The sequence below is a fragment of the Agromyces capsici genome, assembly GCF_058349965.1.
Genome location: NZ_JBYRET010000002.1, coordinates 18,165 through 41,172, shown reverse-complemented (window position 1 = coordinate 41,172; position 23,008 = coordinate 18,165). Strand labels below are relative to the sequence as shown.

Sequence of the window (23,008 nt, the reverse complement as noted above, 5' to 3'; positions counted from 1 at the left end):
CCCGTGCCCTACCGGCGCAGCACCTTGCGCGCGAGCCAGTTGCCGAGGTACTGCACGACCTGCACGAACACCACGATGAGCAGCACCGCCGCCCAGGTGACGACCGGCTCGAACTGCCGGTAGCCGTAGAGCTGCGCGAAGTAGCCGAGGCCGCCGCCGCCGATGAGGCCGGCCATGGCCGACATGTCGATCACCGCGATCACGATGAACGTGTAGCCGAGGATCAGCGGTCCGAGCGCCTCGGGCACGACGACCGTGCCGAGGATCCGCCACGGGCCGGCCCCCATCGACCGCGCCGCCTCGATGACGCCGGGGCGCACCGTGATGAGGTTCTGCTCCACGATGCGGCCGATCGCGAACGAGGCCGCGAGCGAGAGCGCGAAGATCGCGGCATCCGTGCCGATGCCCGTGCCGATCACCGCGCGCGTCACCGGCTGCACCGCGGCGATGAAGATGATGAACGGGATGGGTCGGAAGAAGTTGATGACGACGTTCAGGGTGTTGTTCACGACCGCGTTGGGAAGCAGTCCGCCGCGGCGCGTGACGTAGAGGCCCGTGCCGAGCAGGAACCCGCCCGCACCGCCGAACAGCATCGTGAGCGCGACCATGTAGAAGGTCTCGGCGGCGGCCGTCCAGAACTCGGGCGCGAGCTCGATGAGCGTGTCCATCAGCGGGCCTCCGTCACGTCGGCGTGCGTCGAGATCGTGGCGATCGCACGGTCGATCGCGGCATCCTCGCCCCGGATCGCCAGGGTGAGGTGGCCGAAGGCACGGCCGCGGATGTCGTTGATGCCGCCGTAGACGAGCTCGAACTCGAGCCCGGCTGCGGCGAGGTCGACGAACACCTGCGCCTGCGACGCGTCGCCGTCGCGGAACGAGCACGTGACGATGCGGCCCTCGTGTCGCTCGCGCAGCACCGCGAGCTCGGCCGGCGACGGGATGCCCTTGACGACCGTGCCGACGAACTTCTGCGACGACGGATGGTGCGGGCTCGAGAACACGTCGAACACGTCGCCGTGCTCGATGACCCGGCCGCGGTCCATCACGGCGACCTTGGTCGCGATCGACTGGATGACGTCCATCTCGTGCGTGATGACGATGATCGTGACGCCCTGCTCCTGGTTGACGCGCTTGAGGAGCGCCAGCACCTCCTGCGTCGTCTCGGGGTCGAGCGCGCTCGTCGCCTCGTCGGCGAGGAGGATGCGCGGGCGCGTCGCGAGCGCGCGGGCGATGCCCACGCGCTGCTTCTGCCCGCCCGAGAGCTGGTCGGGGTGCGCCGAGGCCTTGTCGGCGAGCCCGACGAACTCGAGCAGCTCGTCGACCCGGGACCGGATGTCGGCCTGCTTCCAGCCCGCGACCTTGAGCGGGTAGGCGACGTTGCCGCGCACCGTCTTCGCGTCGAACAGGTTGAACTGCTGGAAGATCATGCCGATCCCGAGGCGGATGCCGCGCAGCTCCCGCTCGGCGAGCCCCGTGATCTCGCGGCCGTCGATGCGGATCGAGCCGCTCGTCGCGGGCTCGAGCGCGTTCACGAGGCGCACCAGCGTCGACTTGCCGGCGCCCGAGTAGCCGATGATGCCGTAGACGTCGCCCGCCTCGATGTCGAGCGAGACGTCGTCGACGGCGGACACCGCCGCCGACTTCCGGTCGGCTGCGGGGTAGGACTTGGTGACGTGCTCGAGGGTCACGAGCGCCATGGGATTCCTCCTCCACGCACGCGTCGGCGGGTGGCGGGGCCCGTTCGGGGCGCCCGCCACCCGCTGGCGTGCACGATCGATGCGTGCGTGACTAGCCCTGTGCCCGGGTGTCGTCCTCGACGTCGGCGAGCGACGCCTCGAGGTCGGCGACGGGCGTGGTGAGCGGTACGGCCGTGTCGCCCGAGGACTCGAGCAGCCCGGCCTGCACCTCGGGGTCGGTCTGGAAGATCTCGACGAGCTTGAGGTAGGTCTCGTCGTCCTTGTCGTCGTCGCGCGCGGCGAAGATGTTCACGTACGGCAGCGCGTTCGGGTCGGACGGGTCGTCCTTCGCGATCGCGTCGGCGAACGTGAGCCCCGCGTCCTCGACGAAGTCGTTGTTGATGACGGCGGCCGCGACATCCGGCAGGCTCGTCGGGGTCAGCGACGCCTCGAGGGGCGTGACCTTCACCTTGGAGTTCGCCTCGTCGATGTCGGCCACCGTCGAGAAGATCGAACCGCCGTCCTTCAGCTCGATGAGTCCCGCCGACTGGAGCACGAGGAGCGCCCGCGCGAGGTTCGAGGGGTCGTCGGGCACCGCGACGGTCTCGCCGGCCTCGATGTCGTCGACCGTGTCGTACTTGGTCGAGTACAGGCCCAGCGGGTAGATCGCGGTCGCGCCGATCGGCGTGAGGTCCTCGTCGGCCGAGACGTTGTAGTCGGCGAGGTAGACGATGTGCTGGAACTGGTTGAGGTCGAGCTCGCCCTCGGTGAGCGCGGGGTTCGGCTGCGCGTAGTCGGCGAAGTCGACCAGCTCGATCTCGATGCCGGCCTCGGCGGCGGCCTCCTCGAAGGCGGGCCACTGCGGGTCTGACTTGCCGACGACGCCGATGCGGACGACGTCATCGCCCTCGGCGCCCGCGCCCGCGGCGCAGGCCGAGAGGCCGATGACGAGCGGGGCGGCGGCGAGCGCGGCGAGGATCTTGGTTCGGGTGCTGGGCATGGCGGTGCGTTCCTTTCACGTGGGCGCGCGCGAACGATCGCCGGGTGTGGCGTGGTGGAGACGGCATGGCTCCGCCATCCGAGGATGCGGTGGGGGCGTCGATGCCGCGATCGCGGGCGCACTTCCACGTTAGGCGAAGGATCTGCGCGCTATTGACCACCCGGTCATCGAGCGTCACAGATCCTGCGTGATCAGCCTTCGATCTGTTCGGATACTTCGAGCCAGCGCGTCTCGAGGTCGGCCACGGTGGCCTCGAGCCCGCTCAGCTCGTCGCCGAGCACGCCGAGGCCCACGTAATCGGACTGGTCGTGGCGCGCGAGCTTCTCGTGCTGCTCGGCGATCTGCGCCTGCAGCTTCTCGAGGCGCCGGTCGATCGAGGCGAGCTCCTTCTCGGCGGCGCGGCGGTCGGCGCCGGTGAGCGCCGCGACGACCGGCTGCGCCGCAACCGGCACGGCCGGGCGGGCCGCGACTCCGGAACCCAGCTGCTGCTGCTTCCGCAGCTCGAGGTACTGGTCGACGCCGCGCGGGAGGTCGCGCAGGTGCCCGTCGAGGATCGCGACCTGCCGGTCGGTCACGCGCTCGACGAGATACCGGTCGTGGCTGACGACGAGCAGCGTGCCGGGCCACGCGTCGAGCAGGTCCTCGATGGCGGCGAGCATGTCGGTGTCGAGGTCGTTCGTGGGCTCGTCGAGGATCAGCACGTTCGGCTCCTGCAGCAGGATCAGCAGGAGCTGCAGGCGCCGCTTCTGGCCGCCCGAGAGGTCCTTGACGGGCGTCGCGAGCTGCTGGTTGGTGAACCCGAGCCGTTCGAGCAGTTGGCCCGGCGAGAGCTCGACCGCCTTCGATCCGGAGCCGAACACGTAGCTCGTCTTCTGCGCGGCGACCACCGCGCTCACGCGCTCGTCGGCCCAGTCGTCGAGCTCGGCGAGCTCCTGGCTGAGCACCGCGATCTTCACGGTCGTGCCGCGCTTGACCCGCCCGGTCGTCGGCTGCACCTCGCCCGTCACGAGCTTCAGCAGCGTCGACTTGCCGGCGCCGTTCACGCCGAGGATGCCGGTCCGCTCCCCCGGCGCGATCCGCCACTCGAGCTGGTGCAGCACCGTCCTCACCGCTGGTTGAGGAGCGCCCGGCGAAGCCGGACGCGTCTCGAAACCGCCGGGCGCGCCATCCGTCACGGGATACTCGACCGTCACGTCGAGCAGGTCGACCACGTCCTTGCCGAGCCGCGACACCGCGAGGCGGTTGAGCTCGACCGGGTTGCGCACCGGCGGCTCGTTCTCGATGAGCTGGTTGGCCGCGTCGATCCGGAACTTGGGCTTCGACGTGCGCGCGGGCGCGCCGCGGCGGAGCCACGCGAGCTCCTTGCGCATGAGGTTCTGGCGCTTGGCCTCGGATGCCGCGGCCATCCGGTCGCGTTCGACGCGCTGCAGCACGTACGCCGCATAGCCGCCCTCGAACGGCTCGACGATGCCGTCGTGCACCTCCCACGTGGCCGTGCACACCTCGTCGAGGAACCAGCGGTCGTGCGTGACGACCACGAGCGCACCGTCGTTCGCCGCCCAGCGGCCCTTCACGTGCCCGGCGAGCCAGGCGATGCCCTCCACGTCGAGGTGGTTCGTGGGCTCGTCGAGGAAGAGCACGTCCCAGTCGCCGATGAGGAGGGCCGCGAGCGCGACCCGGCGGCGCTGGCCGCCCGAGAGGTCGCCGACGCGGCCGTGCCACGGCACGTCGGCGAGCAGGCCCGCGATGACGTCGCGCACCTTCGTGTCGCCGGCCCACACGTGCTCCTCGATGCCGCCCACCACGGCCTCGGCGACCGTCATGGCCGGGTCGACGGTGTCGGCCTGGTCGAGCATGCCGATGCGGACGCCGCGGCGCACCGTCACGCGCCCGCCATCGGGTTCGAGCCGCCCCGACAGCAGCTTCAGCAGCGTCGACTTGCCGTCGCCGTTGCGGCCCACGATGCCGATGCGGTCGCCCTCGTCGATGCCGAGGGTGACCTTGTCGAAGACCACCTTGGTGGGGAACTCGAGGTGCAGGGCTTCAGCCCCGAGCAGATGCGCCATATCCGTCCCAGCGTACCGGGGGGGGGCACGCCGGCGGGCTGCCCGGCCGGGGGCTCCGCCCCTACGCCGCGATCGAGCGCTCGATGATCCGCGCGCTCGCCCGGGCGCCGTCCTCGCCCTCGTACGCGCGACGGATGCGATCCGCGGCCATCCGGAACGCCGGATCGTCGAGCAGGCGCGTGACCGCGTCGGCGAGCGCCGGCGTCCTCGCCTGCTTCGGCGCGAGCGCGATCGCGTTCCCCTGCGCCACGCAGACGTCCACGTTCCAGACCTGCTCGGGCTGCAGTCCCATGCCGACGAACGGGATACCCGCGGCGCACGCGGCCTGCACGGTGCCCTGTCCGCCGTGCAGCACGGCGACGTCGACGAGCCCGCCGAGCCGGTGCGTCGGCAGGAGCCCCGTGACGTGCACGTTCGGTGGCAGCACGTCGCCCGGCCGCACGTAGTGCCGGATCGGCGCGATGACGTTCACCGGCAGCCGGCCCAGCCGGTCCGCCGCCGCCAGTGCGAGCTCCCTGCCGGCCGACGACCCCAGCCCGAGGTAGACGAGCGGGTCGTCGCGTCGGGCGAGCTCGATGACGAGGTCGGGGATCGGCAGGTCGAGGCGAGCGAAGATCGGGCCGACGCGTTCGTAGCCGTCGGGCAGCGTGTACCCCTCGAGCTCCCACGGCATGACGGTCAGCAGGTTCCGATCGGCCTCCAGCAGCGACACCACGGTCCGGAGCGGCCGCACGCCGTTCGCCCGTGCGACGCGCGAGAAGGCGCGTGGCGCGAGCGGCGCATGGGTGTACGCCCAGCGGAGTGCGCCCGTCGCCATCCGATCGAGCGCTCCGGCTCCGCGGCCGGACCCGCGGACGAGGCCCAGTCGCCGGGTCTGCTCGACGTGGGGCCGCGTCAGGGCGAAGGGGACGGCGTAGAACAGGGGCACGTGCTCGGCGCGGGCCGAGATCATCGAGGTCGCGTTCGTGCCGATGACGACCGCCGCGGCGTCGACCGCGCGGATGAGTGCACGCTCGGCATCGACGCGCGCGCCGACGAGTTCGTCGGTGAACGGGCTGCGGAGCGTTCGGCCCTGGTCGAATCGCAGTGCCTGCTCGCGTTCGGCAGCGGTCATCGCCGGTGCGGCCGCGCGGTAGTCGAAGCCGGCGTCGGTGATGAGCTGCGCGAAGTCCTCCTCGTACCCCATGAACACCGGGGTGTGCCGCGGGTCGAGCGCGCGGGCGACCTCGATCATGCGCGTCACCTCGGCGAGGTTGAACGTGACGGGACAGAACACGATCGCGGCCATGACGCCGGCGCCGTCAGCGCGTGAGGACGCGGGCGCCGTGCACCGGCCCGTGCACGCGCACCGCGGTGAGCCGCGCCGCGGAGAGCGCGACCTGCAGCTCGATCGCCGAGTCGGCGTCGTCGACGAGGAATGCGACGGTCGGCCCGGAGCCGGAGATGAGTCCGGCCAGCGCACCGTTGTCCTCGCCGAGCTGGAGGATGCCCGCGAGGCCCGGCGCGAGCGCCAGCGCGGCCGACTGGAGGTCGTTGTGCAGCGCGGGGGCGAGCCGCCGCGCGTCGCCGGCGCGCAGGGCCTGCAGCACGGCCGTGTCGACCGTGGGCGAGTCGAGCGCGACGGCCGCGCCGTGCGCGTGGTCGCGCCATGCCGGGTCCTGACCCGCGTCGCGCCGGCGGTCGAGCTCGCGGTACACCGCGGGCGTCGAGAGCCCGAACTCGGCGACGGCGAGCACCCAGTGGAACGACCCGGTCGCCAGCGCCGGGCTGAGCCGGTCGCCGCGGCCGGTGCCGATCGCAGTGCCGCCCGAGAGCGCGAACGGCACGTCGGCGCCCAGCGACGCCGCGAGCGCGTGCAGCTCCTCCTTCGGAAGCGCCGTGCCCCAGAGCGCATCGCACGCGACGAGGGTCGCTGCGGCATCGGCGGACCCGCCGCCCATGCCGCCGGCGATGGGCACGTGCTTGTCGATCTCGAGGCGCACGCCGCCGGGAACGCCCGCGTGGCGGGCGAGCAGCTTCGCCGCGCGGATCGCGAGGTTCGAGGCATCCGTCGGCAGCAGCGACGTGTCGACCGAACCCGAGAACGCGACGGAGAACTCGTCGTCGGGCCAGGCGCGCACGTCTTCATAGAGCGACACCGCCTGGTAGGCGGTCGCGACGTCATGGTAGCCGTCGGCGTCGAGCGCGCCGACGCGCATGAAGACGTTGATCTTGCCGGGCGCCCGGACGTGCACCGCCTCGTCGGTCGCCGCGAACGTCATGCGATCAACGCTAGGGCATGCGCTCGTCGACCCGCGCCAGCCACTCGCGCATCGCGGCCTTGACATCGGCGATGCGCGAGCCGTCGGGCATGCGACCCCACGTGAGCGAGATCGAGGCCCGCCCCTCGTCGCGCGGGCTCGACCCGGCGAGCAGGAACTCGCCGCCGTCGAGGTGGAACCGCGCGGTCGGATGCCGCGCCGAGGTGTTGCGCGCGAGCGGCTGGACGCCGGTCTCGGCGGCCACCACGTCGGCGAGCGCCTCGAGCGCGGCGACGGGCTCGAGCCCGACGGTGCGCGACACGCTCGCCTCGAACGTGCCGTCCTGTCGCTGCCCGGGGTCGCGGATGCCGCGCGCCTGCTCGTACGCGACGGTCACGTGCTGCGACCACCACGGGTCGACGCCCTGGTCGGCGACGAGCCACGCGGCCGTCTCGGCGTGCCGCCAGCCCGAGGCGCCGGCGTCGTCGAGGATGGCGAACCACTCCTCGCGCGACTTCCCGGTGGCGTCCTGGACCGAGCGCTCGCCCGCGGCGTCACGGGAGGATCCGATGCTGCCGTCCGTCATGCCCACACCGTACTCCCGGTCGCGGGCGCGACCGCAAGGCCTAGTCGGCGACGGATGCCGCGGCGCGCGCGATCCGCAGGAAGTCGTCGACGGTGAGCTGCTCGCCGCGGGCCTGCGGGTCGACGCCCGCGCGCACGAGCACGTCGCTCGCGGCCGCGGCCGACCCGCCGAACTTCGCGGAGAGCGACTGCCGCAGCATCTTGCGCCGCTGCTGGAACGCGGCGTCGACGAGCTCGAACACCGCGACGCGCTCGGCGTCGGTGCCGGGCGGGTCGCCGGGCGCGCCGTCGCGATCGAAGCCGACGAGCACGGAGTCGACGTTCGGCACCGGCCAGAACACCATCCGCGAGACCTGGCCGGCGATGCGCCAGCGCCCGTACCAGGCGGCCTTGACGCTCGGGCCGCCGTACACCTTCGAGCCCGGATCGGCCGCGAGCCGGTGCCCGACCTCGGCCTGCACCATGACGATGCCCGACTGCAGCGACGGGAACCGCTCGAGCAGGTGCAGCAGCACGGGCACCGACACGTTGTACGGCAGGTTCGCGACGAGCCGCACGGGTTCGCCGGGCAGTTCCTCGACGCGGAGGGCGTCGTCGTGCACGACCGTGAGCCGCGTGCCGGGCTGCATGACCTTCACGGTGTGCGGCAGTTGCGCGGCGAGCCGTCCGTCGATCTCGACGGCGATGACGTCGGCGCCGGCCTCGAGCAGGCCGAGCGTGAGCGAGCCGAGCCCGGGTCCGATCTCGAGCACGGTCTCGCCGCGCTCGACCCCGGCGGCCTGCACGATGCGGCGCACGGTGTTGGCGTCGTGCACGAAGTTCTGGCCGAGCTTCTTGGTGGGCGTCACGCCCAGCAGCTCGGCGAGGTCGCGGATCTCGGCGGGTCCGAGCAGGCGCGGCGTGCGGTCGACGCCGTCGGCCTCGTGCCGATGCGCGTTCACGCCCTGCTCCCCCGCACGGTCTCGATGGTGCGGCAGGTCGGGCGGGCCGTCGTCGCGGCGCGCCGCGTCACGGCGAACCCGCGGTGCCGGATGTCGCGAGGCCCTCGTTCCACGACCCATATGCTCGCACCGAGTTCTCGGCCACTTGCGCGCACAGCTCGTCGAGGTCGGCGTCGAGCACGTCGGCCATGAACCGCATGGTGTGCGGCACGAGGTACGGCGCGTTCGGCCGGCCGCGCAGCGGCACCGGCGTGAGGTACGGCGCGTCGGTCTCGACGAGGATGCGCTCGCGCGGCACGACGCGCAGCGCCTCGCGCAGGTTCTCGGCGTTCTTGAACGTGAGGTTGCCGGCGAACGAGCAGTACCACCCCGCCTCGCCCGCGAGGCGGGCGAGCTCCTCGCCGCCGGAGAAGCAGTGGAAGATCGTCGTCTCGGGCGCGCCGACACGGCGCAGCGTCGCGACGACCTCGTCGTGCGCGTCTCGGTCGTGGATCTGCAGCGCGACCTCATGCCGTTTGGCGATCTCGATGTGCGCCTCGAACGAGCGGAACTGCGCATCGCGCCCGTCGTCGCCGGTGCGGTAGAAGTCGAGTCCGGTCTCGCCGACGGCGCGCACGCGCGGCTGCCCGGCGAGCTCGTCGATCACGGCGAGCGCCGCGTCGAGCTCCCCGCGCGCCGCGAGCCCGGGCGCCTCGTTCGGGTGCAGGGCCACGGCCGCGAGCAGGCGCGGCTCGCGTGCGGCGAGCTCGGCCGACCAGCGGCTGGTCGCGACATCCGTGCCGACCTGCACCGCGCCGGCGACGCCGACGGATGCCGCGCGCTCGAGGTGCTCGTGCGCGGTCAGCGGGAGGGCACCGTCGGCGATCTCGAGGTGCGTGTGGTTGTCGTAGACGGCGACGCGGAGCGGCTCGGGCAGCGGCGGGTACTCGGCCGCGCGACCCCCGTCGGACCGCGTGCGGAGGTGGGCCGCGCCATCCGCGCCAGAGGTCACTCAGCCACCTCGACGCGCGGGAACAACGGCTCGAGCGCCGACACCCGCGTGCCGAGCGGCCACTCGTACGCGAGGTCGATGCGCTGGTCGTCGACCGCGCCCTCGGCGCCGAGCGCCGACCACAGCTTCGCCGTCGCCTTCGGCAGCACCGGCGAGAGCAGCACCGCGAGGGTGCCGAGGCCGTGGTACGCCGTCGCGAGCACCGTCTCGAGGCGCTCCCGCTGGTGCGGGTCCTTCGCGAGGGCCCACGGCTCCTCGACCGTGAGGTACCCGTTGAGGGCGTCGACGAGCGTCCACGCCGACGCGATGGCCTCGTGGATCTGCAGGCGCTGGATCGCCGACCACGCGCCATCCGTCGCCGCGCGCTCGATCCGCACGATCTCGCGGTCGGCGGCGCTCTGCTCGGCGCCGGCGGGCACCTCGCCGTCGCAGTAGCGGCCGATCATCGCGATGACCCGCGACGCGAGGTTGCCGAATCCGTTGGCGAGCTCGGCCTGGTAGCGCGCGGCCAGATCTTCCCACGAGAACGAGCCGTCCTGGCCGAAGTGGATCGCCGAGAGGAAGTAGAACCGGAACGCGTCGGAGCCGAACGTGTCGGTGATCTGCGCGGGCGCGATGCCGGTGAGCTTGGACTTCGACATCTTCTCGCCGCCGACGAGCAGCCAGCCGTGGCCGAACACGCCCGTGGGCACCTCGAGGCCCGCGGCGATGAGCATGGCCGGCCAGATCACCGCGTGGAAGCGGAGGATGTCCTTGCCGACGAGGTGCTGGGCGGGCCAGCGACGGGCGAACTGCTCGTCGTCCTGGCCGTAGCCGACGGCGGTGATGTAGTTCAGCAGCGCGTCGAACCACACGTAGACGACGTGCGACTCGTCCCACGGCACCTTCACGCCCCAGTCGAACGTGGAGCGCGAGATCGACAGGTCGGCGAGCCCCGAGCGCACGAAGCTCATGACCTCGTTGCGCGCCGACTCGGGCTGCACGAAGTCGGGGCGCGACTCGTAGAGGTCGAGCAGCTTCTGCTGGAACGCCGACATGCGGAAGAAGTAGTTCTTCTCGTGCAGCAACTCGACCGGCTTCGAATGGATGGCGCAGACGAGCTGCCCCTCGTACTCGCCCGTGCCGTCGACCAGCTCGGAGGGCTGCTTGTACTCCTCGCAGCCGACGCAGTAGTAGCCCTCGTACTCGCCCGTGTAGATGTGGCCGTCGTCGTACAGCTTCTGCAGGAACTTCTGGACGTTGGCCTCGTGGCGCTCGTCGGTCGTGCGGATGAAGTCGTCGTTGGCGATGTCGACCGTGTCGAGCAGCGGCTTCCACGCCTCGGCGACGAGCTTGTCGGCCCACTCCTTGGGGCTCACGCCGTTGGCGGTCGCGGTGCGGAGGATCTTCTGGCCGTGCTCGTCGGTTCCGGTGAGCATCCACGTGTCGCGCCCCGCCTGCCGGTTGTACCGCGCGAGCACGTCGGCGGCGACCTCGGTGTAGGCGTGCCCGATGTGGGGCACGTCGTTGACGTAGAAGATGGGCGTGGTGATGTAGAACGAGGAGGCGTCGGCCATGCGGACAATCCTACGGGCGGCGCTCGGCGCGTAACGCCGGGGGGATGCCGCGGGCTCGGGCCGCCCGCCGGGCGTCTCCGCCGGGCGCCGGACGCACGCGTCAGCGCATCGACGGTGCCGCGGCGGCGACCGTCGGCGTCGGGCCCGTGCGCAGCTGCCGCGCCCGGCCGTCGCCGATGACCGGCGGCAGCACGCCCTCGACGTTCAGCCGCTCGTGCGGCGTGGGCACGCCGATCGTGACGTCCTGCTGCTTGAGGCGCGCGGGCTTGACCTTCTGCCCTTTGTACTCGACCAGCTTCATGCCGATCACGATCTTGCCGGCGGAGTCGCGCTGGTCGAGCTGACGGTAGGCGTCGCCGATCTCGTCGAGCGAGAAGACGTCGGCGATCGGCAGGCGGACCTGCCGGTCGGCGACGAGCTGCGCGATGCGTCCGAGTGCGATCGTGTCGCCGGCGTACAGCTTCACGGCGTCGTGGTCCTCGACGGCGGCCCAGTCGGTCGTGGTGAAGACGCGGGTCGGCGGCACGCCGAGTGCCGCGGCCTCGTCGGCCTGGCCCCCGAGGAAGTCGAGGAACGCGGTCACCGGCGCGCCGGACACCTCGCGGACGCGCTCGGCCAAGTCCGGGCCGTAGCCGATCGGGATGATGCCGAACTGCCGGATGAAGTCGAAGCGCTCCTCGGCGGTCGTGCCGACCACGACGGCCCCGCGGGCCTTGGCGAGCTGCGCGGCGAGGCAGCCGATGCCGCCCGCGGCGGCGGTGATGACCACGACGTCGCCGCGCCCGAGGTTGAGGCCCTCGACCGCGCCGAGCGCGGTCGTGCCGGCGACGTAGAGCGAGCCCGCGATCTCCCACGACAGCGAGATCGGCTTGGGCAGCAGCTGCGCCTCCGGCACCACGAGGTGGGTGGCCTGGGCGCCGCGCGCGACATACCCCATGACCTCCGCACCGCGCCGGAAGCGCGTGACGCCGGGCCCCACCTCGGAGACGACGCCCGCGAACTCCCGCCCCTGCCCGGAGGGGAACTCGACGGGCCATCGCCCGGGGTTCGTCCCCAGCCGCACGGCGGACTCCACGGGCGAGATGCCCGCGGCGTAGACCTCGACGAGGACCTCCCCCGCCTCCGGCCGGGGCACCGGGATCTCCTGGATCTCGAGCACCTCCGGCCCGCCGAATGCACTGAACCGCACTGCCTGTGCCATCACGCCACCCCCTGGACTCCGCTGTCGGGGTCATCGTGCGCGCGGGGCGTGTGAGCGGCATGGGAACCACCTGTGATTCTCATGCACGTGCATGGAATTGCAGCGTCGGCCGACGCGACGGACGCGCCCGACGGGGGGACCGCGTCGGCTCAGGACTCGCCGTCGACGGAGCCCCGTGCCTTGGCACGCTCGCGCTCCTCCCGCTCCGCGCGATGCCGGGCGCGGACGCGGCCGTCGCCGATGACCGGCGGAACCGACTCCTCCACGTCGATGTGCCCGTGCGGCGTCGGAACGCCGAGCGTGACGTCCTGCTCCTTCAGCTCGGGCTCGTGCACGCGCTGCTGCCCGTACTGCACCACGCGGAAGCCGAGCACGATCTTGCCGGGCGCGTCGCGCCGGTCGAGCGCACGATAGGCGTCGGCGACCCGCTCGACGGGGAACACGTCGGCGATCGGCAGCCGCACGCGGTGCGCCGCGATGAGCTCGGTCACCCGCCGCAGCGCGACGAGGTCCCCGGGTTCGACCGCGCCGATCCCGTGCTCCTCGACCGCCGCCCGGTCGAGGACGGTGACGATGCGCGACGTCGGCACGCCGAGCGCGATGGCGTCCGGCGCCTGACCCCCGAGGAAGTCGAGGAACGCCGTGACCGGGGCGCTCGTGCGCTCCCGCACGCGCTCGGCGAGGCCCGCGCCGTAGGCGAGCGGGATCATCCCGTACTGGGCGAGGAAGTCCAGCCGCCCCTCCGCGCTCGTGCCGACCACGGTCGCGCCCCGCAGCAGGGCGAACTGCGCCGCGAGGCACCCCACGCCGCCGGCCGCCGCGGTGACCACGACGACGTCGTGGGCGCCGAGCGCCAGCCCCTCGACCGCGGACCAGGCCATCGTGCCCGCCGTGTACAGCGAGCCCGCGACCTCCCACGGCACCTCCACGGGCTTGCGCATGAGCTGCCGCGCGGGCACGACCACGTGCGACGCCTGCGCACCCTCGTCGACATAGCCCATCACGGCATCGCCACGCGAGAACGCGTCGACGCCCGGGCCGACGGCCGCGACGACGCCGGCGAGATCGCGGCCCTGGCCGCGCGGGAAGGCCGCCGGCGCGCCCGTCTCCGCCTCGCCGCGCCGGACGAGGCTCTCCATGGGATTCAGGCCGGTGGCGAAGACCTCGACGAGGACCTCGCCCTCGCCTGGCTCGGGCGTCGGAACCTCCTCGACGGCGAGCACATCCGGATCCCCGAACCGGTGATACCTGATCGCGTGGACCATGTCGCACCTCCCCGTGCGCCTGGTTCGATTCTCCTCCCCCAGAGGGCGGATCGCGAGGGTCGGACGCGACGGATCAGCCGCGACGCGCGCCGAGCGCCGCCTCGTACAGGTCGCGCTTGCCGAGCCCGGTCTCGGCGGCCACGATCCCGGCCGCGTCCTTGAGCCGGGTGCCGGATGCCGCGAGCTCGAGCACCCTCGCCACTGCCACGTTCGCGTCGGCCGGGGCCGGCTCACCGGCGCCGCCGACCACGATGCAGATCTCGCCCCGCACGCCGGCGGCGGCCCACTCCGCGAGCTCGCCGATCGGCCCGCGGCGGACCTCCTCGTGCAGCTTCGTGAGCTCGCGGCAGACCGCCGCGGGGCGGTCGGCGCCGAACGCCTCGGCGAGCGCGGAGAGGCTCGCGGCCAGCCGCGACGGGGCCTCGAAGAAGACGAGCGTGCGGCGGTCGCCCGCGAGCTCGGCGAGTCGTCGCATCCGCTCGCCCTGCTTGCGCGGCAGGAACCCCTCGAACGCGAACCGGTCGGTCGGCAGCCCCGACACGGCGAGCGCCGTGACCACGGCGCTCGGGCCGGGGATCGCGGTGACGTCGACGCCGGCCTCGACCGCGGCCTGCACGAGCGGGAAGCCCGGGTCGGAGACGGTGGGCATGCCCGCGTCGCTCAGCACGAGCACATCGCCCTCGCGCGCGAGCTCGACGAGGTCGGCCGCGCGGGCGCGCTCGTTGTGCTCGTGCAATGCGATGAGCCGCGGCCGGTTCGCGATGCCGAGCGCGGCGAGCAGCCGCTGGGTGACCCGCGTGTCCTCGGAGGCCACCACCTCGGCCTCTTCGAGCACCTGCCGCAGCCGCGTCGAGGCGTCGCCGAGGTTGCCGATGGGCGTCGCCGCGAGGATGATCACCGGTCCAGTCTGGCGCACGGATGGCGCGGGGCGCGCGGGGCGCGGATCATGCGCGGCGCGCGGCTACAGTGGGGCGCATGGGTGTGAACGGCGGGAGCGCGGACGCGCCTGCCGCCCGCACCGGCGGACCCGACGCGCCCGACGCGCCTGACGCGGCGGACGCACCCGCGGCCCCGACCACCCCCGCGGTCCCGGCCGCACCCGCGACGTCGGCCGCTCCCACGGAGGCCACCGGCCCGGTCCCGGTCACGCCCGCCGAACCCCGGGGCAGCCGGCTGGACGCCTGGTGGTCGCGCCGCATGTCCACCCCGCTCCGGCGAACCCTCTGGTACTGGGGCGGACCCATCGCGGTGACGCTGCTCGCCGCCATCCTTCGGTTCTGGAACCTCGGGCACCCCCACGCGCTCGTGTTCGACGAGACGTACTACGTGAAGGATGCGTGGACGCTCCAGCACCTCGGCTACGAATCGACCTGGCCCGAGGGCGCGAACGAGGACTTCGTGCGCGGCGACGCCGACGTGTACTCCACCGATCCCTCGTACGTCGTGCACCCGCCGCTCGGCAAGTGGATGATCGGGCTCGGCATGGCGCTGTTCGGCGCCGACAGCGCGGTGTGGTGGCGCGCCTCGACGGCGCTCGCCGGCACGATCGCGGTGTTCGCGCTGACGATGGTCGGTCGCCTGCTGTTCCGCTCGACGCTCGTCGCGGTGATCCTCGGCCTGCTGTTCGCGATCGACGGCAACGCGATCGTGATGAGCCGGGTCGCGCTGCTCGACAACTGGGTCATGCTGTTCTGCCTGCTCGGGTTCTGGTTCGTGCTGCTCGACCGCTCGCGCACCGCCGAACGCATGGCCGCCCGACTCGACGCGGCGCGCGCGGCGGGCCGCGATCCCTACGCGGGTCCCGTGATCTGGGCGCGCCCGTGGGTGGTCGCTGCGGGTGTCGCGTTCGGCGCGGCCACCGCGGTGAAGTGGTCGGGCCTGTACTTCATCGCCGTCATCGGCGTGTACCTCGTGCTCGTCGACGCGCTGTCGCGGCGACGGCTCGGCCTGCCGTTCTGGATCACCGGCGCCGTGCTCAAGCAGGCGCCGGCGACCTTCCTCCTGTTCGTGCCGATCGCGGCCGTCGTGTACCTCGGCTCGTGGACGGGCTGGCTCGTGACCGACGGCGGCTACTACCGGCACTGGGCCGACGATCCGGGCAACGCGGCGACGGGAGCCTGGGCCTGGGTCCCACACTCGCTGCAGAGCCTCTGGCACTACCACGAGGCGGCGTACGGGTACCACGTCGGCGTGCGCGCGACCCATCCGTGGCAGGCGAACCCGTTCACGTGGCCGCTCATGCTGCGACCGACGAACATGTACTTCGCGAGCACCGCCGACGGGTCGGGCGGGTGCGGCGCACAGGAGTGCTGGTCGTCGATCATCGGCATCGCGAACCCCCTGATCTGGTGGGCGGCGACGTTCGCGGCGCTGTACGTGGCGTACCGGTTCGCGCGCTACCGGGAGTGGCAGTCGGGCGCGATCCTCGTGGGCATCGCGGCCGGGTACCTCCCGTGGCTGCTGTACGCCGAGCGCACGGTGTTCCACTTCTACACGATCGCGTACGAGCCGTACGTGCTGCTCGCGCTCGGCGCCGTGATCGCGCTGGTGCTCGGCCGGCCAGACGACCCGCGGTGGCGACGCGTGCGCGGGCTGGCGACAGTGGGCGTCTTCCTCGCGTTCGCGGTGGGCGTCTCCGTGTTCTTCTGGCCGCTGTGGACCGCGATCCCGGTCACGCCCGACTTCAGGCAGCTGCACTTCTGGCTGCCGGGATGGGGATGAGCCCTCCCGGGGCAGGCGAGCCTGGACCCCGGTGGGGCGGGCGGATGGCGGGACTCGCCGTCGCGGCGGTGGCGGCGGGCCTCGCGTGGCTCGTGCACCTCGCCGTGCCCGCGGTGCCGCTCCTGACCGTCGCGGTCGCGGCGGGCATCGTCGCCGCGCAGGTCCCGCGCACGCGGGAGGCCCTCGACGGCGTGCTGCGACCCGGCCTGGCCGTCGCGTCGCGCACGCTGCTGCGCGCCGGGATCGTGCTGCTCGGGCTGAAGCTCAGCCTGGTCGACATCGCCGGGCTCGGCTGGGTCGGCATCGCCACGACGGTCGGCGTCGTCGTGCTCGCGTTCGCCGGCACCTGGGCGCTCGGCCGCTCGCTCGGCCTGCCCGGGCGCGAACCGCTCCTCGTCGCGAGCGGCTTCGCGATCTGCGGGGCGTCGGCGATCGGCGCCATGGCGGCCGCGACCCGCGCCCGCGACGAGGAGCAGGCGCATCCGGTGGCCCTCGTGACGCTGTGCGGCACGCTCGCGATCGCGGTGCTGCCCGCGCTGTGGCATCCGCTCGGCCTGACCGACACGGGCTTCGGGCACTGGGTGGGCGCGGGCGTGCACGACGTGGGCCAGGTCGTCGCGACCGCGCAGGTCGCGGGCTCGGCCGCGCTCGCGGTGGCGGTCGTGGTGAAGCTCACGCGCGTGCTGATGCTCGCCCCCATGGTCGCGATCGCGGCGGCGATCGAACGACGACGGTCGACGGATGCCGCGGGCCCGCGCCCCGCGATCGTGCCGCTGTTCATCGCGGGCTTCGTGGCCGCGGTGCTCGTCCGCACGTTCCTCGACGTCCCCGAGCCGGTGCTCGTCGCGGCCGACGTGGTTCAGACGACGCTGCTCGCGACGGCGCTCTTCGCGCTCGGCGCCTCGGTGCGCGTGGCCGCGCTGCTGCACACCGGATGGCGTGCGGCCGCGGTCGGCCTCGCGTCGTGGGTGCTCGTCGCGGCGCTCGCCTACGGCGCGGTGCTCGTCGCCTGATCGGCCTCGTCGGCCTCGTCGGCCTCGGTCGCCTCGGTCGCGTCGCGGGGCGCCGCCGGCGGGTGCGGCCGATCGAGGACGCGGAGCGCGAGCTTGCCGCGCACGGCCCCGGATTCGAGGAGCGCGAGCGCCTCTGCCGCGCGGTCGATCGGCAGCACGCGGTCGACCACTGGGCGCAGCGTGCCGGCCTCGGCGAGGCGGCGGAGCTCGTCGAGGTCGTCGCCGTCGCGGCGCGCCGCGAGAGGGCGGAGCCGCCGGCGCGTGAACAGGTCGAGCAGCGATGCACGGGCGATGCGGCCGAGCGGGCCGAGCAGGCGCGGACCGCCGCCGGAGGAAAGCACGAGCGTGCCGCGCGGCGTGAGGATGCGGCGCAGCGCGCCGATCGGCCGGTCGCCGATCAGGTCGAACACGACGTCGTACCGTTCGCGCTGCTCGGTCACGTCGGTCGTGCGGTAGTCGATCACGTGCGTCGCGCCGGCCGCGCGCACGTGATCGGCCTTCGCGGCGCGCGCGACACCCGTGACCTCCGCGCCGAGACCCGCCGCAAGCTGCACGGCGAACGTGCCGACCCCGCCGGACGCGCCGATCACGAGCACGCGGTCGCCCGCGTGGGTGTTCGCGAGCCGCAGCCCCTGCAGCGCGGTCGTGCCCGAGACGGGGATCACGGCGGCGTGCTCGTCGTCGAGGTTCGCCGGCGCGCGGCGCACGTGCGGCGCGTCGACCACGACCACCTCGGCGAAGCCGCCCTGGTCGGACTCGGTGAACACGCGGTCGCCGACGGCGAGCGCGTCGACCTCGGAGCCGACCGCGATCACGGTGCCGACCACGTCGCGGCCGATCACGGGCCGGCGCGGCCTGCGCCGCCCGAACGCGGCGCGCAGGATGAGCGGCTCGCCGCGCATGATCCGCACGTCGCCCGCGTGCACCCCCGCGGCGTGCACGCGGATCGCGACGTCGCGCGGCCCGGGCGCCGGTTCGGGCACCTCCGCGACGCGCAGGACCTCGGGTCCGCCGTAGCCGCCTTGGACGATCGCCTTCATGATCCCGCTCCTGTCTCGGTCGACGGCGTCACGATGACGCTGCCGCGCTTGTGTCCGGTGTCGACGATCGCGTAGGCGTCGGCGATGCGCTCCATGGGCAGCACGCGGTCGATCGCGGGCCGGATCACGCCGGCCGCGGCGAGTGCCGCGAGCTCCTCGAGGTCGGGTCGCTTCGCTTCGTCGCGACGGAGGCCGGTGAACATGATCACGGCGCGCTTCCGGCCGAGCCGTGAGGTGAGCTGCTGCAGCATGATCGCCCACGACGGCACGGTGGTCAGGTAGACGCCGCCGTCGACGAGCGCACCGCGTGCGTGCCGGAACGTGCTCTTGCCGGCGGCGTCGAAGACGACGTCGTACCTCTCGCCGGTGCGCATCGCGTCGACGCGCGTGCGGTCGACCACGTGCTGCGCGCCGAGCGCGCGGACGTGCTCGACATGCTCGGCCGAGCAGGAGCCGGTGACCTCGGCGCCGAGGTGCCGGGCGAGTTGCACCGCGGCGCTGCCGACGCTGCCGGCCGCCCCGGTGATCAGCACGCGCGTGCCGGGGCCGACGTGCCCGCCGTCGCGCAGGAAGGGCAACGCGGTCATGGCGCCGTCGCAGAGGGCCGCGGCATCCGCCATCGACACCCCGTCGGGCAGGCGCACGACCGCGCCCGCCTCGGGCACGACCACGAACTCGGCGTGCGCGCCGGCTGCGGCGCCGGTCGCGCCGAACACTCGGTCTCCGACCGCGAACCGGGACGTGCCCGGGCCGACGGCATCGACGACGCCCGCGAAGTCGGAGCCGAAGATCGGCTGCCGCGGCCGCCGGAGCCCGTACGCGAGCCGCGCGAACCAGGGGCTCCCGCTGCGCCCGGCGCCGTCTGAGGACCCGACCGACGCGGCGAGCACGCGGACGCGCAGTTCCCCCGGTCCGGGCTCGGGCAGCGGCCGCGTGCCCACGACGGCGACCTCGGGCGGACCGTACCGCTCCGCGAGTGCGACCCTCATGATGCCTCCTCCTCGGGGTACTGGAACACGTCGTCGAGCGCCACCCCGAAGACGCGTGCGATCTGGAACGCCATCTCGAGCGACGGCGAGTACCGCCCCTGCTCGATGGCGATGACGGTCTGGCGCGTGACCCCGAGGCGCTGCGCGAGCTCGGCCTGGGTCATCTCGCCGTGGCGGAAGCGCAGCGAGCGGATGTCGTTCGTCACGCGCGTCGGCTTCACCACGTCGGCACCCCCCGGCGGTAGGCGACGAGTCGCGTGATGCTCTCGAGCAGGGCGGAGAGCACGAAGCACAGGTAGACGACGTTCGCGATCCAGAACCAGTCGGCCTCGAGCATCGAGAGCACGAGCGCCCCCAGCGCACCGATCACGACGAACGAGCCGCCGACTCGAGTGCCGAGCCGGTCGATCTCCCTATCGCGGACGTCGCCCTTCGTGCTCTCGCTCGGGAACACGATCTCGACGAGGATCCGGCCGACGATCGCGGCGACGATCGCGCCGCCGATGGTCCAGAGCATGGGCGTGACGTAGTCGACCTGCTCAACGGCGACGCCGCCCGCGAGCTGCGGCAGCACGAGCGACAGGTACACCGCGTAGCCGGCGACGGCCACCGCGAGGTAGACCCACGTGCCCTTCTCCTCGTACGACATGCGACCTCCCGTGTGAAGAATGTTTGACATGCTCAGTGTCAACCATTCCCGACACCATGTCAAGCATTCTTTACAGTACGCACGCTCGTGAGGGTTGAGGAGCGACGGCGCAGCCGCCGCGTCTCGAAACCCGGCACCCCGAAGGACTAGTGCCCCGCGCCGCCGTCAACGAGCTTGAGTCCCACGACGCAGCCCACGAGGCCCGCGATCAGCGCGAGGCGCGCCCACGAGACATCCGTCTCACCCGTCACCATGGCCCAGATCACCGTGAGCGCCGCGCCGATGCCGACCCACACCGCGTAGGCGGTGCCGACCGGGATGCCGCGCATCGCCCACGCGAGTCCGCCCATCGAGACGACGAGCGCGACGCCGAACACGACCGACGGCCAGAGCTTGGTGAACCCCTCGGACTTGCCGAGGGCGGTAGCCCATACGGCCTCGAGCACACCGGAGAGGATGAGGACGATCCACGACATGACGGCACTCCTTCGGCCAGTCTTGTCGCGTTCCGGGTACTGGATTCCCTCGTCCGGGGCCGCCCTCCGGCGACCTGCTCCCACGCTAGCAACCCGGCCTGATCACCCCCTGTGCAGGCGGCCCGCCGCGCCCGCCCGCCGCCGCGCACCGAGCGCCCACCCCTCCCACGGTTCACAGGAGAATCTTCTGTCTACAGGACGGAATCCGCCCGCTGATCCCCCCTGCAGATCGTTGCTTCTCCTGTAAACCGAGTGGAGGTGAAGCAACGGGGAGCGCGGCGAGCCCCGGCGACGTCCGCGTCAGCGGTCGGTGGCAGCGGCGAGGGCGTCAGCGGCCGGCGAGGCCGGTCGGCGAGCCGGGCGTCGGCGCGATCGCGCGGTCGGCGCGGAACAGCTCGGGCGCGGGCGCCGTGCCGTCGGCGAGGTCGGCGAGGATCCGGCCGACCACGGGCGTGAACTTGAAGCCGTGCCCCGAGAATCCTGCGCCGACCACGATCGGCCCGAGGCGGTCGAGCACGAAGTGCTCGTCGGGCGTGGTCGTGTACGTGCAGCTGATCGGCGTCACCGCGTCGGCGTCGACACCCGGCAGCCAGTCGCGCGAGTAGCGCTGCAGGTCGGCCAACTGGTCGGCGACGGGCAGGAAGTCGCGCGCGTCGGGGTCGACGACGGGGCCGACGCCGTGCCATCCGGCCTTCACGCCCTCGCCCGGCGTGAGCATGCCGTACACGGGCGAGCGCCAGTAGTCGTAGCCGTCGGCCGCGGCGCCCGGGAAGTGGTTGTAGCTCGGCCATGCGACGGACTCCTCGCGCACCGCGAAGTGCGCGGGCTGCTCCTGCGTGACCACGAGCCGCGGCAGCGCGAGGCCGCCGACGAGCTTCGTGGTCCACGCGCCGAGCGTGACCACGGCGCTGCGCGCCTCGAACACCTCCTCGGCGCCGGCATCGGTGACGGATGCCACGCGCACGCGCGCGTCGCCGAGCACCTCGATGCGCGTGGCCCGGGTGCGGTGCCGCACGTCGGCTCCGGACGCCGCGGCCGTCGCGTGCAGTGCCGCGATCGTGGCATCCGCGTTGACCCGCCCGGCCTGCTCGTTGAACAGCACGCGCGTGTCGAAGCGGATGCCGGGCCAGCGCCGCGCGGCCTCCTCGACGGGCAGGAACTCGGCCGGGATGCCGACGGCGGTCAGCGCCGCGTGCACGGCGTCGAACTGCGGCGCCGGACCGTGGTTGGCGACCCCGACGAGCTCGAGCAGCGACGCGCCGGACTCGGCCTCGAGCTCGCGCCACAGCGGCAACGCCTCGACGAGCATGCGCACGTACGCGGGGTCGGCGTAGCCGACGTTGAAGTTGCGCGACGCGCCGTGCGAGGCGCCGTTGCGGTGACCGGGCACGTACCGTTCGAGCAATGCCACCTCGCGGCCGCGGCGAGCGAGCTGCCACGCGGTCGCCGCGCCCATGGCGCCGCCGCCGACGACGACGGTCTCGACCTCGGTCACCTCGCTCATCGCGCGCCTCCCGTCACTGCGACGACCTCGCGGAAGTGCTCGACCACCGGGAACGGCTCGTAGAACCCGTGCAGCAGCTCGCGCCACCGCTGGTACTCGGCGGAGCCGCGGAAACCGGGGTCGTGGTCCTCGAGCCGCTCCCAGTGCACGAGCAGCAGGTACTCGTTCGGCGTCTCGACCGAGCGCGAGAGCGTGAGGTCGACGAAGCCGGGCATCGAGGCGATGATCGCCTTCGCCTCCGCGAACACGGCCTCGAACTCGGCCTCGCGGCCGGCGACGACGGGCAGGACGGCGTGCTCCAGGATCACCCGCCCCACGCTACCCGCCGCCTGCACCCCGCACGCCCGACTGTTTCCGTTCGTCGCGAGCGCGCCCCGTCCAACGGCCGCACTCGCGTCGAACGGAAACGCTCGAGCTGCAAACGACCTTGGCAGGCTCTCGTGGAGGAACGGCAGGCCATGCCGGGGCGCGGCCGACCGGCGCGCGTCACCATGGACGCATGGACTTCGACGACACCGCCGCCCTCATCGTGATCGACGTGCAGCAGGGCTTCGACGACCCGCGCTGGGGCGAGCGCAACAACCCCGACGCCGAGGCGAACATCGGGCGACTGATGCAGGCATGGGCGGATGCCTCGCGGCCGATCGTGCTCGTCCGGCACGACTCGCGCGAGCCCGGCTCTCCGCTCGCACCGGACGCCCCCGGCAACGCACTGAAGCCCGTCGTCGCCGGCGCCCCGCACGACCTGTTCGTCACCAAGCACGTCAACTCGGCGTTCTACGGCGAGCCCGACCTGCACGCGTGGCTCGGCGAGCGGGGCGTCCGCCAGCTCGTCGTCTGCGGCATCCAGACGAACCAGTGCGTCGAGACGACCGCCCGCATGGCCGGCAACCTCGGCTACGAGGTGACGCTGCCGATCGACGCGACGCACACGTTCGACATGGAGGGCCCCGGTGGCCTGCGCCTCACGGCCGCCGAGCTCGCCCGCGCGACCGCCGTGAACCTCGACGGCGGCGGGTTCGCCCGCGTCGTCGCGACCGACGACGTGCTCGGAGCGTAGGCGCCGGCGCCGCGCCATCCGTTGCCCTTCGTTACG

Annotated in this window: 23 protein-coding genes and 1 riboswitch; of the genes, 3 read left to right on the top strand and 20 right to left on the bottom strand. The window is 73.0% G+C overall.

Annotated elements, in window-relative coordinates; genetic code table 11:
* Positions 1-8: 8 nt before the first annotated feature.
* The 13 genes from AC3RKB_RS14060 to rsmI all read right to left on the bottom strand — a co-directional run bounded on the left by AC3RKB_RS14060 (position 9) and on the right by rsmI (position 14,418).
* Positions 9-668 carry a methionine ABC transporter permease gene (locus AC3RKB_RS14060; RefSeq protein WP_491436888.1) on the bottom strand — a complete coding sequence of 220 codons (660 nt, stop codon included), beginning with the start codon at positions 666-668 and terminating at the stop codon, positions 9-11.
* Positions 668-1,696, bottom strand: a complete 1,029-nt coding sequence (locus AC3RKB_RS14055; protein WP_491436887.1) for a methionine ABC transporter ATP-binding protein — start codon at positions 1,694-1,696, stop codon at positions 668-670. The genes AC3RKB_RS14060 and AC3RKB_RS14055 overlap by 1 nt, the downstream gene beginning before the upstream one ends.
* Before the next feature lie 91 nt (positions 1,697-1,787).
* A complete protein-coding gene (locus AC3RKB_RS14050) occupies positions 1,788-2,675 on the bottom strand; it encodes a MetQ/NlpA family ABC transporter substrate-binding protein (RefSeq protein WP_491436886.1) in 888 nt (295 codons plus the stop codon).
* Between the two features lie 191 nt (positions 2,676-2,866).
* Positions 2,867-4,741: an ABC-F family ATP-binding cassette domain-containing protein gene (locus AC3RKB_RS14045; protein ID WP_491436885.1), complete on the bottom strand. Its 1,875-nt coding sequence runs from the start codon at positions 4,739-4,741 to the stop codon at positions 2,867-2,869.
* 61 nt (positions 4,742-4,802) lie between these two features.
* Entirely contained in the window at positions 4,803-6,029 is a 1,227-nt protein-coding gene (locus tag AC3RKB_RS14040) for a glycosyltransferase (RefSeq protein WP_491436884.1), read from the bottom strand.
* Between the two features lie 13 nt (positions 6,030-6,042).
* The gene (locus tag AC3RKB_RS14035; RefSeq protein WP_491436883.1) at positions 6,043-7,002 is read right to left on the bottom strand and encodes a 4-(cytidine 5'-diphospho)-2-C-methyl-D-erythritol kinase; all 960 of its coding nucleotides are present in this window, start codon (positions 7,000-7,002) and stop codon (positions 6,043-6,045) included.
* Positions 7,003-7,012: 10 nt separating this feature from the next.
* On the bottom strand, positions 7,013-7,567 hold the full coding sequence (locus AC3RKB_RS14030) for a hypothetical protein (RefSeq protein ID WP_491436882.1): 555 nt from the start codon (positions 7,565-7,567) through the stop codon (positions 7,013-7,015).
* 40 nt (positions 7,568-7,607) lie between these two features.
* Positions 7,608-8,507 (bottom strand): 16S rRNA (adenine(1518)-N(6)/adenine(1519)-N(6))-dimethyltransferase RsmA, encoded by a 900-nt coding sequence (gene rsmA, locus AC3RKB_RS14025; protein ID WP_491436881.1) that lies wholly within the window; start codon positions 8,505-8,507, stop codon positions 7,608-7,610.
* Positions 8,508-8,574: 67 nt separating this feature from the next.
* A complete protein-coding gene (locus AC3RKB_RS14020; RefSeq protein WP_491436880.1) occupies positions 8,575-9,498 on the bottom strand; it encodes a TatD family hydrolase in 924 nt (307 codons plus the stop codon).
* Positions 9,495-11,054: a methionine--tRNA ligase gene (gene metG / locus AC3RKB_RS14015; protein ID WP_491436879.1), complete on the bottom strand. Its 1,560-nt coding sequence runs from the start codon at positions 11,052-11,054 to the stop codon at positions 9,495-9,497. The genes AC3RKB_RS14020 and metG overlap by 4 nt, the downstream gene beginning before the upstream one ends.
* A 100-nt stretch (positions 11,055-11,154) precedes the next feature.
* A complete protein-coding gene (locus AC3RKB_RS14010; RefSeq protein ID WP_491436878.1) occupies positions 11,155-12,255 on the bottom strand; it encodes an NADP-dependent oxidoreductase in 1,101 nt (366 codons plus the stop codon).
* Between the two features lie 149 nt (positions 12,256-12,404).
* Positions 12,405-13,520: an NADP-dependent oxidoreductase gene (locus AC3RKB_RS14005; RefSeq protein ID WP_491436877.1), complete on the bottom strand. Its 1,116-nt coding sequence runs from the start codon at positions 13,518-13,520 to the stop codon at positions 12,405-12,407.
* A gap of 73 nt (positions 13,521-13,593) precedes the next feature.
* Positions 13,594-14,418, bottom strand: coding sequence for a 16S rRNA (cytidine(1402)-2'-O)-methyltransferase (gene rsmI / locus AC3RKB_RS14000; RefSeq protein WP_491436876.1), 825 nt, complete (start codon positions 14,416-14,418; stop codon positions 13,594-13,596).
* Between the two features lie 77 nt (positions 14,419-14,495).
* Between rsmI and AC3RKB_RS13995 the strand changes: the two genes are divergently transcribed.
* Together AC3RKB_RS13995 and AC3RKB_RS13990 are read left to right on the top strand one after the other, a co-directional pair.
* Positions 14,496-16,241 (top strand): dolichyl-phosphate-mannose--protein mannosyltransferase, encoded by a 1,746-nt coding sequence (locus AC3RKB_RS13995; RefSeq protein ID WP_491436875.1) that lies wholly within the window; start codon positions 14,496-14,498, stop codon positions 16,239-16,241.
* A 44-nt stretch (positions 16,242-16,285) separates the two neighbouring features.
* Positions 16,286-17,254: a YeiH family protein gene (locus AC3RKB_RS13990; RefSeq protein WP_491436874.1), complete on the top strand. Its 969-nt coding sequence runs from the start codon at positions 16,286-16,288 to the stop codon at positions 17,252-17,254.
* On the opposite strand, the gene AC3RKB_RS13985 is transcribed toward AC3RKB_RS13990, so the two are convergent.
* The 7 genes from AC3RKB_RS13985 to AC3RKB_RS13955 all read right to left on the bottom strand — a co-directional run bounded on the left by AC3RKB_RS13985 (position 17,230) and on the right by AC3RKB_RS13955 (position 22,220).
* Positions 17,230-18,294 (bottom strand): NAD(P)-dependent alcohol dehydrogenase, encoded by a 1,065-nt coding sequence (locus tag AC3RKB_RS13985; RefSeq protein WP_491436873.1) that lies wholly within the window; start codon positions 18,292-18,294, stop codon positions 17,230-17,232. The genes AC3RKB_RS13990 and AC3RKB_RS13985 overlap by 25 nt on opposite strands.
* Positions 18,291-19,283 (bottom strand): NAD(P)-dependent alcohol dehydrogenase, encoded by a 993-nt coding sequence (locus tag AC3RKB_RS13980; RefSeq protein WP_491436872.1) that lies wholly within the window; start codon positions 19,281-19,283, stop codon positions 18,291-18,293. Before AC3RKB_RS13980 ends, AC3RKB_RS13985 begins: the two co-directional genes overlap by 4 nt.
* Positions 19,280-19,507, bottom strand: coding sequence for a helix-turn-helix transcriptional regulator (locus tag AC3RKB_RS13975; protein ID WP_491436871.1), 228 nt, complete (start codon positions 19,505-19,507; stop codon positions 19,280-19,282). The genes AC3RKB_RS13980 and AC3RKB_RS13975 overlap by 4 nt, the downstream gene beginning before the upstream one ends.
* Positions 19,501-19,932 (bottom strand): hypothetical protein, encoded by a 432-nt coding sequence (locus AC3RKB_RS13970; RefSeq protein ID WP_491436870.1) that lies wholly within the window; start codon positions 19,930-19,932, stop codon positions 19,501-19,503. Before AC3RKB_RS13970 ends, AC3RKB_RS13975 begins: the two co-directional genes overlap by 7 nt.
* Positions 19,933-20,078: 146 nt before the next feature.
* The gene (locus tag AC3RKB_RS13965; protein ID WP_491436869.1) at positions 20,079-20,408 is read right to left on the bottom strand and encodes a DMT family transporter; all 330 of its coding nucleotides are present in this window, start codon (positions 20,406-20,408) and stop codon (positions 20,079-20,081) included.
* 11 nt (positions 20,409-20,419) lie between these two features.
* Positions 20,420-20,486: riboswitch (guanidine-III (ykkC-III) riboswitch) on the bottom strand.
* A gap of 250 nt (positions 20,487-20,736) precedes the next feature.
* Positions 20,737-21,912: an FAD-dependent oxidoreductase gene (locus AC3RKB_RS13960; protein WP_491436868.1), complete on the bottom strand. Its 1,176-nt coding sequence runs from the start codon at positions 21,910-21,912 to the stop codon at positions 20,737-20,739.
* Positions 21,909-22,220, bottom strand: a complete 312-nt coding sequence (locus AC3RKB_RS13955) for an antibiotic biosynthesis monooxygenase family protein (RefSeq protein ID WP_491436867.1) — start codon at positions 22,218-22,220, stop codon at positions 21,909-21,911. Before AC3RKB_RS13955 ends, AC3RKB_RS13960 begins: the two co-directional genes overlap by 4 nt.
* A 191-nt stretch (positions 22,221-22,411) precedes the next feature.
* On the opposite strand from AC3RKB_RS13955, the gene AC3RKB_RS13950 reads away from it, so the two are divergent.
* Positions 22,412-22,972 (top strand): cysteine hydrolase family protein, encoded by a 561-nt coding sequence (locus AC3RKB_RS13950; protein WP_491436866.1) that lies wholly within the window; start codon positions 22,412-22,414, stop codon positions 22,970-22,972.
* Positions 22,973-23,008 lie beyond the last annotated feature (36 nt).

Excerpts from the sequence above, each read along its gene's own strand:
- AC3RKB_RS13985 (WP_491436873.1), bottom strand. The coding sequence starts at position 18,294 with ATGAAGGCGATCGTCCAAGGCGGCTACGGCGGACCCGAGGTCCTGCGC.
- AC3RKB_RS14035 (WP_491436883.1), bottom strand. The coding sequence starts at position 7,002 with ATGACGTTCGCGGCGACCGACGAGGCGGTGCACGTCCGGGCGCCCGGC.
- AC3RKB_RS14040 (WP_491436884.1), bottom strand. The coding sequence starts at position 6,029 with ATGGCCGCGATCGTGTTCTGTCCCGTCACGTTCAACCTCGCCGAGGTG.
- AC3RKB_RS14060 (WP_491436888.1), bottom strand. The coding sequence starts at position 668 with ATGGACACGCTCATCGAGCTCGCGCCCGAGTTCTGGACGGCCGCCGCC.
- AC3RKB_RS14050 (WP_491436886.1), bottom strand. The coding sequence starts at position 2,675 with ATGCCCAGCACCCGAACCAAGATCCTCGCCGCGCTCGCCGCCGCCCCG.
- AC3RKB_RS14005 (WP_491436877.1), bottom strand. The coding sequence starts at position 13,520 with ATGGTCCACGCGATCAGGTATCACCGGTTCGGGGATCCGGATGTGCTC.
- metG (WP_491436879.1), bottom strand. The coding sequence starts at position 11,054 with ATGGCCGACGCCTCCTCGTTCTACATCACCACGCCCATCTTCTACGTC.
- AC3RKB_RS13980 (WP_491436872.1), bottom strand. The coding sequence starts at position 19,283 with ATGAGGGTCGCACTCGCGGAGCGGTACGGTCCGCCCGAGGTCGCCGTC.
- AC3RKB_RS14045 (WP_491436885.1), bottom strand. The coding sequence starts at position 4,741 with ATGGCGCATCTGCTCGGGGCTGAAGCCCTGCACCTCGAGTTCCCCACC.
- AC3RKB_RS13990 (WP_491436874.1), top strand. The coding sequence starts at position 16,286 with ATGGCGGGACTCGCCGTCGCGGCGGTGGCGGCGGGCCTCGCGTGGCTC.
- AC3RKB_RS14010 (WP_491436878.1), bottom strand. The coding sequence starts at position 12,255 with ATGGCACAGGCAGTGCGGTTCAGTGCATTCGGCGGGCCGGAGGTGCTC.
- AC3RKB_RS13995 (WP_491436875.1), top strand. The coding sequence starts at position 14,496 with ATGGGTGTGAACGGCGGGAGCGCGGACGCGCCTGCCGCCCGCACCGGC.
- AC3RKB_RS14055 (WP_491436887.1), bottom strand. The coding sequence starts at position 1,696 with ATGGCGCTCGTGACCCTCGAGCACGTCACCAAGTCCTACCCCGCAGCC.
- AC3RKB_RS13950 (WP_491436866.1), top strand. The coding sequence starts at position 22,412 with ATGGACTTCGACGACACCGCCGCCCTCATCGTGATCGACGTGCAGCAG.
- AC3RKB_RS13960 (WP_491436868.1), bottom strand. The coding sequence starts at position 21,912 with ATGAGCGAGGTGACCGAGGTCGAGACCGTCGTCGTCGGCGGCGGCGCC.
- AC3RKB_RS13970 (WP_491436870.1), bottom strand. The coding sequence starts at position 19,932 with ATGTCGTACGAGGAGAAGGGCACGTGGGTCTACCTCGCGGTGGCCGTC.
- AC3RKB_RS13965 (WP_491436869.1), bottom strand. The coding sequence starts at position 20,408 with ATGTCGTGGATCGTCCTCATCCTCTCCGGTGTGCTCGAGGCCGTATGG.
- AC3RKB_RS14030 (WP_491436882.1), bottom strand. The coding sequence starts at position 7,567 with ATGACGGACGGCAGCATCGGATCCTCCCGTGACGCCGCGGGCGAGCGC.